Here is a 15494-nt window from a genome sequence, read left to right on the forward strand (position 1 = left end):
GGAGATGGTGATGCCGGGGGACAACGTGACGATGACGATCGAGTTGATCCAGCCGGTGGCCATGGAGAAGGAGCTGCGGTTCGCGATTCGGGAGGGGGGGCGCACGGTGGGCGCCGGCGTCGTCGCGGAGATCGCGGAGTAGCCGATGCGCGACATCATCTCGCTCGCCTGCACCGAATGCCAGCGGCGGAACTACACCACGACCAAGAACCGGCGGACGCATCCCGACCGCATGGAGATCAAAAAGTTCTGCAAGTGGTGCCGGAAGCACGTGCCGCACAAAGAGTCCAAGTGACGGAACTCGGGCGGCGTAGTCTGGCCGCTTTCGAGCGCGGGCTCCGCCCGCGCAACCGAATCATGGGGGAGGCATCGGAGGGGGCCTCCGGGGCCCCCTCCGAACCAATAGGCGTGTAGCTCTAACGGCTAGAGCACCGGACTCCAAATCCGGGGGATGGGGGTTCGAATCCCTCCACGCCTGCCAGATTTGATGGGTAGTCAGATGAGCGGCGGACGGACGGCAGTGAGGCGGGTCAACCGACTGAGAGGACATGGGCTTCTTCGAGCGCGTCCAGCAGTTCTTCCGGGAGGTGTTGGGCGAGTTCAAGCGCGTGAGCTGGCCCAATCGGGCCGAAGTCGCGAACTCGACCGTGGTCGTGCTGGCGGTGGTGATCGTGCTTGCCGTGTTCCTCGCCGCGGTGGACATGGGGCTTTCGTGGATCGTGGAGCGGATTCTCCGGTGGGGTTAGTTCAAAGGTCGGGGTTAGTCGAAAGGTCGGGGCTGGTTCAGGGGACGGGGGTAATGCCGGCATGAGCGAGACGAGCACGTCCGCGAAGCAGTGGTTCGTCGTCCACACCTACTCGGGGGTCGAGAACAAGGTGGCGGCGGCCATCGAGTCGCGGGCCAAGATCTTCGGGCTTCAGGACCTCTTCGGGCGCGTCATCGTGCCCACGGAGAAGGTGCGTGAGATCCGGAAGAGCAAGAAGATCGAGACGGAGCAGAAGTTCTTTCCCGGCTATCTGCTCGTCGAGATGGAGCTGACCGACGATACGTGGCACCTCGTGCGCTCGACGCCCAAGGTGACGGGCTTCGTCGGATCCGGCGCCAAGCCGGTGGCCCTTCCCCCCGAGGAGGTCGAGGGCATCCTCAAGCAGATGGAGGAGGGCGCCGAGAAGCCCAAGCTCAAGTCCACCTTCCAGAAGGGCGACAAGGTGCGGGTGATCGAGGGGCCGTTCGTGAACTTCCAGGGCTCGATCGACGACCTCAATCCGGAGCGCGGGAAGCTCAAGGTCATGGTCGCGATCTTCGGACGGATGACCCCGGTGGAGCTCGAGTACTACCAGGTGGAGAGGCTCTAGGGCATGGCCAAGAAAGTCCAGGCGATGGTGAAGCTGCAGATTCCCGCGGGGAAGGCCAACCCTTCGCCCCCCGTGGGCCCCGCCCTCGGCCAGCACGGCGTCAACATCATGGAGTTCTGCAAGGGCTTCAACGCGCAGACAGGATCCCAGGAGGGCTTGATCCTCCCCGTGGTGGTCACGATCTTCGCGGACCGGTCCTTCACGTTCGTGGTCAAGACCCCGCCGGCGGCCATCTTGCTGAAGCGCGCGGCGGGGATCGCCAAGGCGTCGGCCGTGCCCCACAAGGACAAGATCGGCAAGGTGACCCGGGCGCAGGTGCGCGAGATCGCCCAGACCAAGCTCGTGGACCTGAACACGAACTCCATCGACTCGGCCATGCGCACCATCGAAGGCACCGCCCGGAGCATGGGCATCGACGTCGTCTAGCCGTAGTTCGAGCTGAGGGGCGGCCGGGCCGGAGGCCCGGGCGTCACGAGGCGAGAGCTGAGTGGAAACGAGCTGAGGGGCGGCCGGGCCGGAGGCCCGGGCGTCACGAGGCGAGGGCTGAATTGAGAGGGAGCAGAGAGACATGCCAGTGATGACGAAGCGGCTGAAGGCGACCGAGGCGCTGATCGACCGGGCGAAGCCCTACTCCGTCGAGGAGGCCATGGACATCGTCAAGAAGGCGCCCGCCGCCAAGTTCGACGAGACGGTGGACCTGTCCATCCGGCTCGGCGTCGATCCCAAGCACGCCGACCAGATGGTGCGCGGAGCCATCGTCCTCCCCCACGGCATCGGCAAGACGGTGCGGGTGGCCGTCTTCGCCAAGGGCGAGAAGGAGCGCGAGGCGCGCGAGGCGGGCGCCGATGTCGTGGGCGCTGAAGATCTCGTGGAGAAGGTCCAGGGCGGCTTCATGGACTTCGATTCGACGATCGCCACCCCTGACCTCATGGGTCAGGTCGGCCGTCTCGGCAAGGTGCTGGGCCCGCGCGGGCTCATGCCGAATCCCAAGCTCGGGACGGTCACCTTCGACGTGGCCCGCGCCGTGCGCGAGATCAAGGCCGGCAAGGTCGAGTTCCGCGTGGACAAGGCGGGCAACGTGCACGTGCCCATCGGGAAGAAGTCCTTCGCTCAGGAAAATCTCGTGGCCAACGCCATGACCCTCCTCGAGGCCATCGTCAAGGCGAAGCCCGCGGCCTCCAAGGGCGTCTATCTGAAGTCCATCACGCTGTCCACCACCATGGGCCCGGGCATCCACGTGGACGCCCAGCGCGTGACCAACCAGTTCAGCAAGAAGCCGAGCTAGGAGCGGACCGGTGCCCACTCAAGAGAAAGTAGACAGCGTGGCCACGCTCAAGGAACGGCTGGAAACCGCCAAGACGGCGGTGCTGACGGAGTATCGTGGGCTCTCCGTGCAGCAGATGTCGGAGCTGCGCAAGCAGCTGAGAGCCGCCGCGGCCGAGTACAAGGTGGTGAAGAACCGCCTCGCGCGGCTGGCCGTCAAGGATTCTCCTCTCGACGCCCTGGGCGCGCATCTCAAAGGGCCGACGGGGCTCGTCTACACCGGGCAGGACGCCGTGCCCGTGGCGAAAGCGCTCCAGGCCTTCGTCCGGACCAATCCCCAGCTCACCATCAAGGTCGGGATGGTCGACGGCAAGATGCTCCAGCCCGCGGAGCTCAAGGCCCTGTCCGAGCTGCCGTCCCGGGACCAGCTGCGGAGCCAGATCGTGGGCGCCATTCAGGGTCCTCTGTCGCAGCTCGTGAGCCTGCTCCGGGCGCCCCAGCGCGAGCTCGTGTACGTGCTCGAGCAGAGGGGCAAGGGCGGGGCGGAGTCGGCCTGAATCGGGTCTTCACATTACGAGGCAGAAGCAACCACACACGGAGGCGGATGAGACATGGCCACGAACATCGACGAGATCGCGGAGAAGCTGGACTCGCTGACCCTTCTGGAGGCGTCCCAGCTCTCCAAGCTCTTGCAAGAGAAATGGGGCGTATCGGCAGCGGCCGCGGTGGCCGTGGCGGCGCCGGGCGCGGGGGCAGCCGGCGGGGCGGGCGGGGGAGCTGCCGTCGAGGAAAAGACGGAGTTCGACGTCGTCCTCAACGCCGCGGGCGAGAAGAAGATCCAGGTCATCAAGGTGGTGCGCGAGCTGACCGGGCTCGGTCTCAAGGAAGCCAAGGATCTCGTGGACGGCGCCCCCAAGGCCGTCAAGGAGAAGGTGACCAAGGCGGAAAGTGCGGACATGAAGAAGAAGCTCGAGGAGGTGGGGGCCACGGTCGAAGTCAAATAGCTCCCCGCGCCACAGAGCTTGAAACGGGGCGCGCGCCCCTTTCCACCAAGTGTGGCCCCGACCCCTCTGGGCGGGGTTGAGCACCCGGCGGCCTCTCGGCGCCAGGGCGCGGAGGATGTATGGCAGGAACCATTCAGTGCGGGCGACGAGTCCGCAAGGACTTCGGCAAGATCCCGTCTATCGTCGAGATCCCGAACCTCATCGAGATCCAGAAGCGGTCGTACGAGCAGTTCTTGCAGAAGGACGTCGCCCCGGAGCGCCGTGAGGAGACGGGGCTCCAGGCGGTGTTCAAGTCCGTGTTTCCCATCGCGGACTACAACGACAACGCTCTGCTCGAGTTCGACAGCTATCATTTCGGCGACCCCAAGTACACGGTCGAGGAGTGCCATGACCGGGGGATGACCTTCGCCATTCCCCTCAAGGTGACCCTGCGTCTGGTCGTCTACGACCACGACAAGGAGGCCAAGACCCGCACCATCCGCGAGCAGCGCGGCCAGGAAGTCTACCTGGGCGAGCTGCCCCTGATGACGGACAAAGGCACCTTCATCATCAACGGCACCGAGCGCGTGGTCGTCTCGCAGCTCCAGCGCTCGGCCGGCGTATTCTTCGACGACGACAAGGGCAAGACGGTGGCCTCCGGGAAATTGTTGTACTCGGCGCGCGTCATCCCCTACCGGGGCTCCTGGGTCGAGTTCGAGTTCGACGCCAACGACATCCTGTTCGTCCGGGTCGACCGCCGCCGCAAGATGCTGGCCACCGCCTTCCTGCGCGCCTTCTGGTTCCTCGAGAAGGGCGTCATCCTTTCGGACGCCGAGATCCTCGGGAATTTCTTCGAGGTGGAAGAGGTGCTGTCCTTCGAGGACCGCACGGCCTGGGTCAAGCTCAACCCCGAGGTGCACAACGGCATCAAGGTGGCCGACGACATCAAGCCGCCGCGCCACCGCGAGGCCATGGTGGCCGCGGGCAAGACGCTCACCCCGAAGCTCATCGAGAAGCTGATCGAGGCGGGGGTGACCAAGATCCCCGTCAAGGCCGACTCCCTCGTGGGCCGCCGCACGAGCGACCGCGTGGTGGACGCCGACACGGGCGAGGTGCTGGTGGAGACGAACCAGGAGGTCTCGGCCACCCTGCTCGCGCAGCTCATGGCGCGCAAGATCTCCGCCCTCAAGCTGCTCGCCCTGGTGCCGGGCAAGACCGACAGCTCCATCTTCGAGACGCTGGCCCGCGACCACTTCAAGAACCCGGACGAGGCCCTGGTGGAGATCTACCGCCGTCTGCGCCCGGGGGATCCCCCCACGGTGGACTCGGCCCGCGCTCTCTTCCGCGGCATGTTCCTGGACGCCCGCCGCTACGACCTGGCCCGGGTGGGCCGGTTCATGATCAACAAGAAGCTCGGCATCAACGCCAACCTCAACGCGAAGACCTTGCGCAGCGAGGACGTGGTCTTCGTGATCCGTCACCTCCTCATGGTGCGGCTGGGGACCAAGCCCACGGACGACATCGACCACCTCGGCAACCGCCGGGTGCGCTCGGTGGGCGAGCTGCTCGAGAACCAGTTCCGCGTGGGCCTCACCCGCATGGAGCGGGCGGTCAAGGAGCGGATGTCCATCTCCGACATCACCAACCTCATGCCCCACGACCTGATCAATGCCAAGCCGGTGTCGGCGGTGGTGAAGGAGTTCTTCGGCTCCTCGCAGCTCAGCCAGTTCATGGACCAGACCAACCCGCTCGCCGAGCTGACCCACAAGCGTCGTCTCTCCGCCCTGGGGCCGCGGGGCCTCTCGCGGGAACGGGCGGGCTTCGAGGTGCGCGACGTCCATCCCACCCACTACGGCCGGATCTGCCCCATCGAGACTCCGGAAGGCCCGAACATCGGCCTGATCTCCTCCCTGAGCACGTACGCGCGCATCAACGAGTTCGGCTTCATCGAGACGCCGTACCGGAGGGTGCAGAGCGGCGTCGTCTCGGACGAGATCGTGTTCCTGTCCGCGCTGGAGGAGGAGCAGTTCGTCATCGCCCAGGCCAATGCCGAGCTGGACGCCCGCGGTAAGTTCGTGCGCGACCGCGTGTCGGCTCGGAAGAGCGGCGAGTACAAGATGGTCTCCCCCGAGGAGCTCAACTACATGGACGTGTCGCCGAAGCAGCTCGTCTCGGTGGCCGCGGCCATGGTGCCGTTCCTCGAGAACGACGACGCCAACCGCGCCCTCATGGGCTCGAACATGCAGCGCCAGGCCGTGCCTCTCCTGCAGCCCGAGGCGCCCTACGTGGGCACGGGCATGGAGCACATCGTGGCGCGCGACTCGGGGGCGGTGGTGCTGGCCAGGCGGCCCGGGGTGGTGGAGTACGTCTCGGCCAACCGCGTGGTCGTCCGCGCGGAGACGCGCTCGAAGAAGGCGGACCCCGTCCAGGACCTGCCCCTGGACATCTACAACCTGACCAAGTACCGCCGCTCGAACCAGAACACGTGCATCAACCAGCGGCCCATCGTCAAGAAGGGAGACCGCGTACACGTGGGCGACGTGGTGGCCGACGGGCCCGGCACCGACCAGGGCGAGCTGGCCCTGGGACGCAACGTGCTGGTGGCCTTCATGCCCTGGGGCGGCTACAACTTCGAGGATGCCATCCTCGTCTCCGAGCGCCTCGTCAAGGACGACCGCTACACCTCGATCCACATCGAGGAGTTCGAGGTGCAGGCGCGCGACACCAAGCTCGGCAAGGAAGAGGTGACGCGCGACATCCCCAATGTCTCCGAGGAGGCCTTGAAGGACCTCGACGACTCGGGCATCGTGCGCATCGGGGCCAAGGTCAAGGCGGGCGACATCCTCGTGGGCAAGATCACGCCCAAAGGCGAGACGCAGCTGACCCCGGAAGAGAAGCTGCTGCGCGCCATCTTCGGCGAGAAAGCGGGCGACGTGCGCGATACCTCGCTCACGGTGCCTCCGGGCATCGAAGGCACCGTGGTCGACGTCAAGGTCTTCTCGCGCCGCGGGGTGGACAAGGACGACCGCGCCAAGTCCATCGAGGAGGAGGAGGTGGCGGGCCTGGAGAAGGACTACCAGGACGAGATCGCCATGGTGGAGATGGAGCGCGACCAGAAGCTGAAGAACATCCTGGTGGGCAAGACGCTGACCCAGGACATGGTCGATCCCATCAAGAAGGACAAGGTGGCCAAGAAGGGCGATCGCATCGACCGGGAGGAGCTCGACAACTTCTCGTGGCACGAGCTGAAGAAGATCAAGATCAAAGAAGACGACGGGCTCGCCAACACCGTCAAGCGCATCGAGGAGCTGGCCGACGACCAGATCGCCTTCTTCGACCGCATGCTCGAGGAGCGGGTGGGGCGTCTCCGCCGCGGTGACGACCTGCCCCCGGGCGTCATCAAGATGGTCAAGGTCTACGTCGCGGTGAAGCGCAAGCTGTCCGTGGGTGACAAGATGGCGGGCCGCCACGGAAACAAGGGCGTGGTGTCCCGCGTGCTCCCCGAGGAAGACATGCCGTACCTGCCGGACGGGACGCCCGTGGAGATCGTGCTGAACCCGCTCGGGGTGCCCTCGCGCATGAACGTCGGCCAGATCCTCGAGACCCATCTGGGCTGGGCCGCCAAGGCCCTCGGGGTGTGGGTGGCCAGCCCCGTGTTCGATGGCGCCACCGAGACCGAGATCCGCGACCACCTGAAGCAGGCGAGCCTGCCCGGCTCGGGCAAGACGCGGCTCTTCGACGGGCGGACGGGCAAGCCCTTTCATCAGGACGTGACGGTGGGTCAGATCTACATCCTCAAGCTCGCCCACCTCGTCGACGACAAGATGCACGCCCGCTCCATCGGGCCGTACTCGCTGGTGACTCAGCAGCCTCTCGGGGGCAAGGCCCAGTTCGGCGGCCAGCGCTTCGGCGAGATGGAGGTCTGGGCCCTCGAGGCGTACGGCGCCGCTCACACGCTGCAGGAGATGCTGACCGTGAAGTCGGACGACGTGGAGGGGCGCAATCGGATCTACGAGGCCATCGTGAAAGGAGAAAATTTCCTGGAGCCGGGGACACCGGAGTCCTTCAACGTGCTCGTGAAGGAGCTGCAGAGCCTGGCCCTGGACGTGGAGCTCGTGCCCAAGGACGGCAAGAAGCCGGCCTAGCCCGAGCGAGCAGGGTGAGCTGTAGGACGTCGCGGGGCGGGGCCCCACCGTCCGAGGCGAACAAAGTTAGTTAAAAGTTGGTTAAAGGAGATCGACAGAATGTTGACGGATCGGACATTCGGCAGCCTGGTTCGGGAAGAGAAGCCCACGAAGGACCTGTGGGGGATTCTCGATCGGCACCCGAAGCCCATGACCTTTGGCGCCATCCGCATCAAGCTGGCGGCGCCCCAGAAGATCCGCGACTGGTCGCACGGCGAGGTCAAGAAGCCGGAGACCATCAACTACCGGACGTTCAAGCCCGAGCGGGACGGTCTGTTCTGCGCCCGCATCTTCGGGCCGACCAAAGACTACGAGTGCGCCTGCGGGAAATACAAGCGGATGAAGTTCGCGGGCGTCATCTGCGACAAGTGTGGCGTCGAGGTGACGCGGGCGAGGGTGCGGCGAGAGCGGATGGGCCACATCGAGCTCGCCTCCCCCGTCTCGCACGTGTGGTTCTTCAAGGGCCTGCCCTCGCGCATCGGGCAGCTCCTCGACATGTCGCTGCGCGAGCTGGAGAAGATCCTCTACTTCGAGGAGTACGTCGTCTTGGAGCCCGGGAAAGTCCCCGGGCTCAAGAAGAAGGACCTCGTCCCCGTGGACAAGACCCGGAAGCTCCAGGAGGAGCACGGCCACGACGCCTTCGCGGTGGGAATGGGCGCCGAGGCCATCCGCGAGCTGCTGCGTCAGATCGACATGGACGTGCTGGCCCGCGAGCTCCGCGCCGGGATGGGCGTGGAGACCTCGGCCCAGAAGAAGAAGAAGATCGTCAAGCGGCTCAAGGTCGTCGAGGCCTTTCTGAAGTCGGGCAACCAGCCGGAGTGGATGATCCTGGAGGTGCTGCCCGTCATCCCCCCCGAGCTGCGACCGCTCGTGCCCCTGGACGGCGGACGGTTCGCCACCTCGGACCTCAACGACCTGTACCGGCGCGTCATCAACCGCAACAACCGGCTCAAGCGCCTGATGGAGCTGCGGGCGCCCGAGATCATCATCCGCAACGAGAAGCGGATGCTGCAGGAGGCCGTGGACGCGCTCTTCGACAACGGCCGCCGGGGCCGCGTCATCACCGGGCCCAACAATCGGCCCCTCAAGTCCCTGTCTGACACCCTCAAGGGCAAGCAGGGTCGCTTCCGCCAGAACCTGCTCGGCAAGCGCGTGGACTATTCCGGACGCTCGGTCATCGTGGTGGGGCCGTACCTCAAGCTCCACCAGTGCGGGCTGCCCAAGAAGATGGCCCTCGAGCTCTTCAAGCCCTTCATCCTGCGCAAGCTCGAGGAGCGGGGCATCGCCTCCTCCATCAAGGCGGCCAAGAAGTTCGTGGAGAAGGAGCGGCCGGAAGTCTGGGACATCCTGGAAGAGGTGATCACCGAGCATCCCGTGCTCCTGAACCGCGCGCCCACCCTCCACCGCCTGGGTATCCAGGCCTTCGAGCCCATCCTGGTCGAGGGCAAGGCCATCGAGATCCACCCCCTCGTGTGCACCGCGTTCAACGCGGACTTCGACGGCGACCAGATGGCCGTGCACGTGCCGCTCTCCATGGAGGCGCAGATGGAGGCGCAGGTGCTCATGCTGGCTTCGAACAATATCCTGTCCCCGTCGAATGGGGCCCCCGTGGCCATCCCCACCCAGGACATGGTCTTCGGCATCTACTACCTGTCCAAGGAGCGCGCGGGCGCCAAGGGCGAAGGCCGCCTCTTTGCCGATCCCGAAGAGGTGCGCATCGCCTACGACAACGAGGACGTCGATCTACAGGCGCGCATCCGCCTGCGCTGGAACGGCGGAGTGATCGAGACCACGGTGGGCCGGACCCTCCTCAACGACGTGGTGCCCCCCTCGCTGCGGTTCATCAACAAGGAGCTGAAGAAGAAGGAGATCGGGACCCTCATCGCCGACTGCTACAACCGGCTGGGGAACGAGGCCACCGTGGCCTTTCTCGACGAGCTCAAGGACATCGGCTTCCGCTACGCCACGCTCTCGGGCCTGTCCATCGGGATCGAAGACATGCACATCCCCTCCGCCAAGGGCCAGCTCATCGACCGCGCCCGCCAGCAGGTCAACGAGGTGGAGCAGCAGTACCAGGACGGCGTCATCACCAACGGCGAGCGCTACAACAAGGTGGTGGACATCTGGGCCCACGTCACCGAGCAGATCGCCGACGCCATGTTCTCCGAGCTCGAGCGTGGCGAGCAGGGCGGCGAGTTCAACCCGATCTACATGATGGCCGATTCGGGCGCGCGCGGCTCCAAGCAGCAGATCCGCCAGCTCGCGGGCATGCGCGGCCTCATGGCCAAGCCCTCGGGCGAGATCATCGAGACGCCCATCACCTCCAACTTCCGTGAAGGCCTCACCGTGCTCGAGTACTTCACCTCGACCCACGGGGCCCGCAAGGGCCTGGCCGACACCGCCCTCAAGACGGCGGACTCCGGGTACCTCACCCGCCGCCTCGTCGACGTGTCGCAGGACGTCATCGTCTCCGAGTACGACTGCGGGACGGTCAAGTACATCGACGCGGCCCCCCTCGTGGAGGGCGGGGACATCATCCAGTCGCTCCGGGACCGCGTGCTCGGCCGCGTGGCCGCGGAGGACATCCGGGATCCCTTCACGGGCGAGATCATCGTCCAGGCCAGCAACGAGATCAACGAGGAGCTGGCCCAGAAGATCGAGGACTCCGGCCTCGAGCGCGTGCGCATTCGCTCGGCTCTCACCTGCGAATCGAAGCGCGGCATCTGCGTCATGTGCTACGGCCGCAACCTGGGCACGGGGCGCCTGGCCGAGTTCGGGGAAGCGGTGGGCATCATCGCCGCCCAGTCGATCGGCGAGCCCGGCACGCAGCTGACCATGCGGACGTTCCACATCGGCGGCACGGCGAGCCGCGTGGTCGAGGCCTCCAAGCACGACGCCAAGTACGCGGGGGTGGTCAAGTACCACAACATCCGGTCGGTGGTGAACCGTGACGGCGACATCGTCGTGCTCAACCGGAACGGCGAGATCGTGGTGGCGGATGAGCGCGGCCGCGAGAAGGAGCGGTATCCGGTGGTCCCGGGGGCCCGGATCAAGATCAAGGACGAGGGCAAGGTCACCCTGGGCAAGCTGCTCGTGGAGTGGGACCCGTTCACCACGCCCATCCTGACCGAGGTGAGCGGCACCGTGGTCTTCCGCGACATCGTCGACGGCGTGACGATCCGCGAAGAGTTCGACGAGGTCACCGGCCTGTCGCGGCGCGTGATCATCGAGGATCAGGAGGGCAAGCTGCAGCCCCGGGTGTCGATCAAGGCGCCCGGCGTAGGTGATAGTCCTGACGCCATCGCCGAGTCGATCGGGGAGACGCGCGGCCGCTACATGCTGCCCGTGGGCGCCCACCTGCTCGTGGCCGACGGCAGCGAGGTGCATCAGGGCGACATCATCTCGAAGATCCCGCGGGAGACGACGAAGACGAAGGACATCACGGGCGGCTTGCCGAGGGTGGCCGAGCTCTTCGAGGCGCGCAAGCCCAAGGAGCAGGCGGTCATCACGGAGATCGACGGGGCCGTGGAGTTCGCGGGCTTCGTCAAGGGCATGCGCAAGATCGTCATCCGCGCCGATGACGGCGAGACCAAGGAGTACCTCATCCCGCGCGGCAAGCACATCTCCGTCCACGAGGGCGACCGCGTCAAGGCGGGCGAAGCGCTGATGGACGGCTCTCCGAACCCCCACGACTATCTGGCCGTGCTGGGCGACCGGGAGCTGCAGCGCTACCTCGTGAACGAAGTGCAGGAAGTCTATCGCCTGCAGGGCGTGACCATCAACGACAAGCACATCGAGATCATCGTCCGGCAGATGCTGCGCCGGGTGCGGATCGAGGAAGTGGGGGGGACGGAGTTCGTGGTGGGCGAGCTCGTGGACAAGTTCGTCTTCCAGGACGAGAACGAGAAAGCCATTGGCGCGGGCAAGCCGCCCGCCACGGCCAAGCCGGTGTTGCTGGGGATCACCAAAGCCTCGCTGTCGACAGACAGCTTCATCTCGGCCGCGTCCTTCCAGGAGACCACGCGAGTGCTCACGGAGGCCGCCATCAGCGGCAAGACCGACGACCTCCGCGGCCTCAAGGAGAACGTCATCGTGGGCCGGCTCATCCCAGCAGGAACGGGCCTGGGCCATTACACGAGGGCCGAGGTGCTGAGCCAGGGTGCCGACGAGGCCCCCGTGGCCGTCGAAGAAGCCCCGGTAGACGACGCCGGCGACTCCGAGACAGGGTCGGAGGAGATAGCGCAGGCAGGGTAGGTCGAGGAGGAGCACGATATTCCGCGGGTTTAACGCCGCCTACGGGGCAGGCACCCGGGGGAGTGTCAATTTCTTGACAATGACCCCCTTTTCGGGTAAAAAGTTAGAGTTTTGGCCCTGTTGACCCGGCTGGGCCGGGGCGGGGCTCACTGGAGCCATAGGGGGAACTTCTAGCCGAGGCGTCTCGGCGCTGCCGCGAGAGCAGCGGGAGGCGACGAGGCGAGGGCTGAATCAAAAAATGCCAACCATCAATCAGCTGGTGCGGAAGGGCCGCGAAGCGGTGCCAAAGAAGTCGAAGACGCCCGCCATGGAGGCCTGTCCGCAGAAGCGCGGGGTGTGCATTCGCGTGTACACCACCACGCCCAAGAAGCCGAACTCGGCGCTGCGCAAGGTTGCCCGCGTGCGCCTGACCAACGGCCTCGAGGTCACCTCCTATATCCCGGGCGTCGGGCACAACCTGCAGGAGCACTCGATCGTCCTCATTCGCGGCGGCCGCGTGAAGGACCTGCCGGGCATTCGCTATCACATCATTCGCGGATCGCTCGATACGGCGGGGGTGGCGGGACGCAAGCAGAGCCGCTCGAAGTACGGGGCGAAGCAACCCAAGGCGGGAGGCGCGGCCTAAATGCGGCGCGCGGGAGCCGCGAGACGGGAGATCCTGCCGGATCCGAAGTACGGGAGCCGGATCGTGGCGAAGTTCGTCAACATGATGATGTACGGCGGCAAGAAGAGCACGGCCGAGCGGATCATGTACGAGGCCATGGGGAGCATGGAGGACAGGGCCAAGCAGGATGCCCTCAAGCTCTTCAAGTCCGCCGTGGACAATTGCAAGCCGGCGGTGGAAGTCAAGTCGCGGCGGGTGGGCGGCTCGACCTACCAGGTGCCGGTGGAGGTACGGCCGGACCGCCGCACCGCGCTCAGCATGCGCTGGCTCATCGGAGCCTCGCGCCGCCGCTCGGAGAAGAGCATGGCGGAGCGGCTGGCCGGCGAGCTCCTCGACGCCGCCAACAATCGCGGCACGGCCGTGAAGAAGCGAGAAGACACTCACAAGATGGCGGAGGCCAACAAGGCGTTCGCGCACTACCGCTGGTAGCGACCGAGATTCGAAGAGGGGGGCCGGAGCCTCGACCCCCCTCTTCTCTTGAGTAGCGCCGGTGCCACGGGAAAGGAAGCATCGTGGAGCCGCAGTACCCGCTGGAGAAGACCCGGAATATCGGCATCATGGCCCACATCGATGCCGGCAAGACCACCACCACGGAGCGGGTGCTCTACTACACCGGCCGGTCCTACAAGATCGGCGAGGTGCACGAGGGTACCGCGGTCATGGACTGGATGGTCCAGGAGCAGGAGCGCGGCATCACCATCACCTCGGCCGCCACCACGTCGTTCTGGGCCGATTGCCGGATCAACATCATCGACACGCCCGGCCACGTGGACTTCACCATGGAGGTCGAGCGCTCGCTCCGAGTCCTCGACGGCGCCATCGCCATCCTCGACGCCGTCTCGGGGGTGGAGCCCCAGACGGAGACGGTGTGGAGGCAGGCCGACAAGTATCGCGTGCCGCGCATCGTTTACGTCAACAAGATGGACCGCGTGGGCGCCGACTTCTTCCGCTGCCTCGACATGCTCAAGGAGCGGCTGGGTGCCCACCCCGTGCCCATCCAGATCCCCCTCGGCCGCGAGGACAAGTTCAAGGGGGTCATCAACCTGATCGAGCAGGTCGCCTACGTGTGGCCCGAGGACGACAGCCTGGGGCAGACCTTCGAGACGGTGGAGATTCCGGCCGACCTCAAGGCCCAGACGGCGGAGTATCGCGAGAAGATGATCGAAGGGCTGGCCGAGGTCGACGATCACCTGATGGAGAAGTATCTCGGCGGCGAGAAGGTCAGCCCGGAGGAGATCAAGGCGGCCGTGCGCGCCGGCACCATCAGCATGAAGCTCTTCCCGGTGATCTGCGGCGCCTCCTTCAAGAACAAGGGCGTCCAGCCCATGCTCGACGCCGTGGTGGACTACCTGCCCTCGCCCCTCGACGTCCCCGCCATCACGGGCGTCAATCCCGAGACGGGCCAGCCGGAGACGCGCGAACCCGACGCCAAGGCGCCGGTCTCGGCGCTCGCCTTCAAGATCATGAACGACCCGTTCGTGGGTCAGCTGACCTTCGTCCGGGTGTACTCGGGCACGCTCAGCTCGGGCACCGGCGTCTACAACTCGACGCGGGACAAGAAGGAGCGCATCGGGCGTCTGGTCCGGATGCACGCCAAAAAGCAGGAGGAGATCGAGTCGGTCTCGGCCGGCGACATTGCCGCCGTTCCTGGTCTCAAGGACACGCGCACGGGCGACACGCTCTGCGACCCGAACAGGCCGATCGTGCTCGAGGCCATGGACTTCCCGACGCCGGTCATCGCCGTGGCCATCGAGCCCAAGACCAAGGCCGACGAGGAGAAGCTCGGCCAGTCGCTGGCCCGCCTCGCCATGGAGGACCCGACCTTCAAGGTCAACGTAGATCCCGAGACCAACCAGACGCTCATCCACGGGATGGGCGAGCTGCACCTCGAGATCATCGTCGACCGGCTCCTGCGCGAGTTCAAGGTCGAGGCCAATGTCGGCAAGCCCCAGGTCGCCTACCGCGAGACGGTCCGGCAGAAAGCCGAGGCGCAGGGGCGCTTCGTGCGCCAGACGGGTGGCCGGGGGCAGTATGGCGACGTGTGGCTCGAGATCGAGCCGACGGAGCCTGGCCTGGGCGTGATCTTCGAGAACAAGCTCAAGGGCCCCGCCATCCCGCGCGAGTACGTGCCCGCCGTCGAGAAGGGCATCAAGGAAGCGGCCGAGACCGGCGTGCTCGCCGGCTACCCCGTGGTGGACATCAAGGTCTCGTTGACGGACGGCAGCTACCACGATGTGGACTCGAGCGAGATGGCGTTCAAGATCGCGGCCTCCATCGGCTTCAAGGAGGTCTGCCGGAAGGCCAAGCCCGTGCTCCTCGAGCCCGTCATGGACGTCGAGGTCGTCTGCCCCTCGGACTACCAGGGCGCCGTCATTGGCGACCTCAACAGTCGCCGCGGCCGGATCGTCAGCCAGGAAGTCCGGGCCAACGCCCAGGTCATCCGCGCCAACGTCCCCCTCGGCCAGATGTTCGGATATGCCACCGACGTCCGCTCCATGACTCAGGGGCGGGCCACCTATACCATGCAGTTCGCGCGCTACGAGGAAGTGCCCAAGAACATCGCCGAGGAGATCATGGCGAAGGTCGCGGGCAAGGGTACGCCGCGGGCCGGGTCCCGCTGAAGTCGCGGTTCAACAGGAGAGATCAACCATGGCCAAGGCGAAATTCGATCGGTCGAAGCCGCACGTGAACATTGGGACGATTGGGCACATCGACCACGGGAAGACGACGCTGACCTCGGCGATCACGAAGGTGCTGCACACGAAGTACAGCGGGGTGGCGGTGCGGGAC

Annotated in this window: 14 protein-coding genes and 1 tRNA gene; all 15 read left to right on the forward strand. The window is 66.0% G+C overall.

Going from position 1 to position 15494, the window contains the following annotated elements:
• The coding region (locus tag VGT00_06505) for an elongation factor Tu (GenBank protein ID HEV8531049.1) at nt 1-142 on the forward strand (142 nt) is incomplete at its 5' end.
• A 3-nt stretch (nt 143-145) separates the two neighbouring features.
• Nucleotides 146-295 (forward strand): 50S ribosomal protein L33, encoded by a 150-nt coding sequence (gene rpmG, locus VGT00_06510; GenBank protein HEV8531050.1) that lies wholly within the window; start codon nt 146-148, stop codon nt 293-295.
• Nucleotides 296-404: 109 nt separating this feature from the next.
• A tRNA-Trp gene (locus tag VGT00_06515) sits at nt 405-481 on the forward strand.
• 67 nt (nt 482-548) lie between these two features.
• On the forward strand, nt 549-746 hold the full coding sequence (gene secE / locus VGT00_06520; protein ID HEV8531051.1) for a preprotein translocase subunit SecE: 198 nt from the start codon (nt 549-551) through the stop codon (nt 744-746).
• Between the two features lie 61 nt (nt 747-807).
• Nucleotides 808-1356, forward strand: coding sequence for a transcription termination/antitermination protein NusG (gene nusG / locus VGT00_06525; GenBank protein HEV8531052.1), 549 nt, complete (start codon nt 808-810; stop codon nt 1354-1356).
• 3 nt (nt 1357-1359) lie between these two features.
• Entirely contained in the window at nt 1360-1782 is a 423-nt protein-coding gene (rplK, locus tag VGT00_06530; GenBank protein ID HEV8531053.1) for a 50S ribosomal protein L11, read from the forward strand.
• Nucleotides 1783-1924: 142 nt separating this feature from the next.
• Entirely contained in the window at nt 1925-2641 is a 717-nt protein-coding gene (gene rplA, locus VGT00_06535; protein ID HEV8531054.1) for a 50S ribosomal protein L1, read from the forward strand.
• A gap of 10 nt (nt 2642-2651) precedes the next feature.
• Entirely contained in the window at nt 2652-3176 is a 525-nt protein-coding gene (gene rplJ, locus VGT00_06540; protein HEV8531055.1) for a 50S ribosomal protein L10, read from the forward strand.
• A 54-nt stretch (nt 3177-3230) separates the two neighbouring features.
• Entirely contained in the window at nt 3231-3623 is a 393-nt protein-coding gene (gene rplL / locus VGT00_06545; protein ID HEV8531056.1) for a 50S ribosomal protein L7/L12, read from the forward strand.
• 119 nt (nt 3624-3742) lie between these two features.
• Nucleotides 3743-7747: a DNA-directed RNA polymerase subunit beta gene (gene rpoB / locus VGT00_06550; protein HEV8531057.1), complete on the forward strand. Its 4005-nt coding sequence runs from the start codon at nt 3743-3745 to the stop codon at nt 7745-7747.
• 189 nt (nt 7748-7936) lie between these two features.
• Nucleotides 7937-12040, forward strand: coding sequence for a DNA-directed RNA polymerase subunit beta' (rpoC, locus tag VGT00_06555; protein ID HEV8531058.1), 4104 nt, complete (start codon nt 7937-7939; stop codon nt 12038-12040).
• A 238-nt stretch (nt 12041-12278) separates the two neighbouring features.
• Nucleotides 12279-12665: a 30S ribosomal protein S12 gene (gene rpsL / locus VGT00_06560; GenBank protein ID HEV8531059.1), complete on the forward strand. Its 387-nt coding sequence runs from the start codon at nt 12279-12281 to the stop codon at nt 12663-12665.
• Nucleotides 12666-13133, forward strand: coding sequence for a 30S ribosomal protein S7 (rpsG, locus tag VGT00_06565; GenBank protein ID HEV8531060.1), 468 nt, complete (start codon nt 12666-12668; stop codon nt 13131-13133).
• 83 nt (nt 13134-13216) lie between these two features.
• Nucleotides 13217-15325 carry an elongation factor G gene (fusA, locus tag VGT00_06570; GenBank protein HEV8531061.1) on the forward strand — a complete coding sequence of 703 codons (2109 nt, stop codon included), beginning with the start codon at nt 13217-13219 and terminating at the stop codon, nt 15323-15325.
• A 28-nt stretch (nt 15326-15353) separates the two neighbouring features.
• The coding region (locus tag VGT00_06575) for a GTP-binding protein (GenBank protein ID HEV8531062.1) at nt 15354-15494 on the forward strand (141 nt) is incomplete at its 3' end.

It is taken from the genome of Candidatus Methylomirabilota bacterium (assembly GCA_036002485.1).
Classification (GTDB): Bacteria; Methylomirabilota; Methylomirabilia; order Rokubacteriales; family CSP1-6; genus AR37.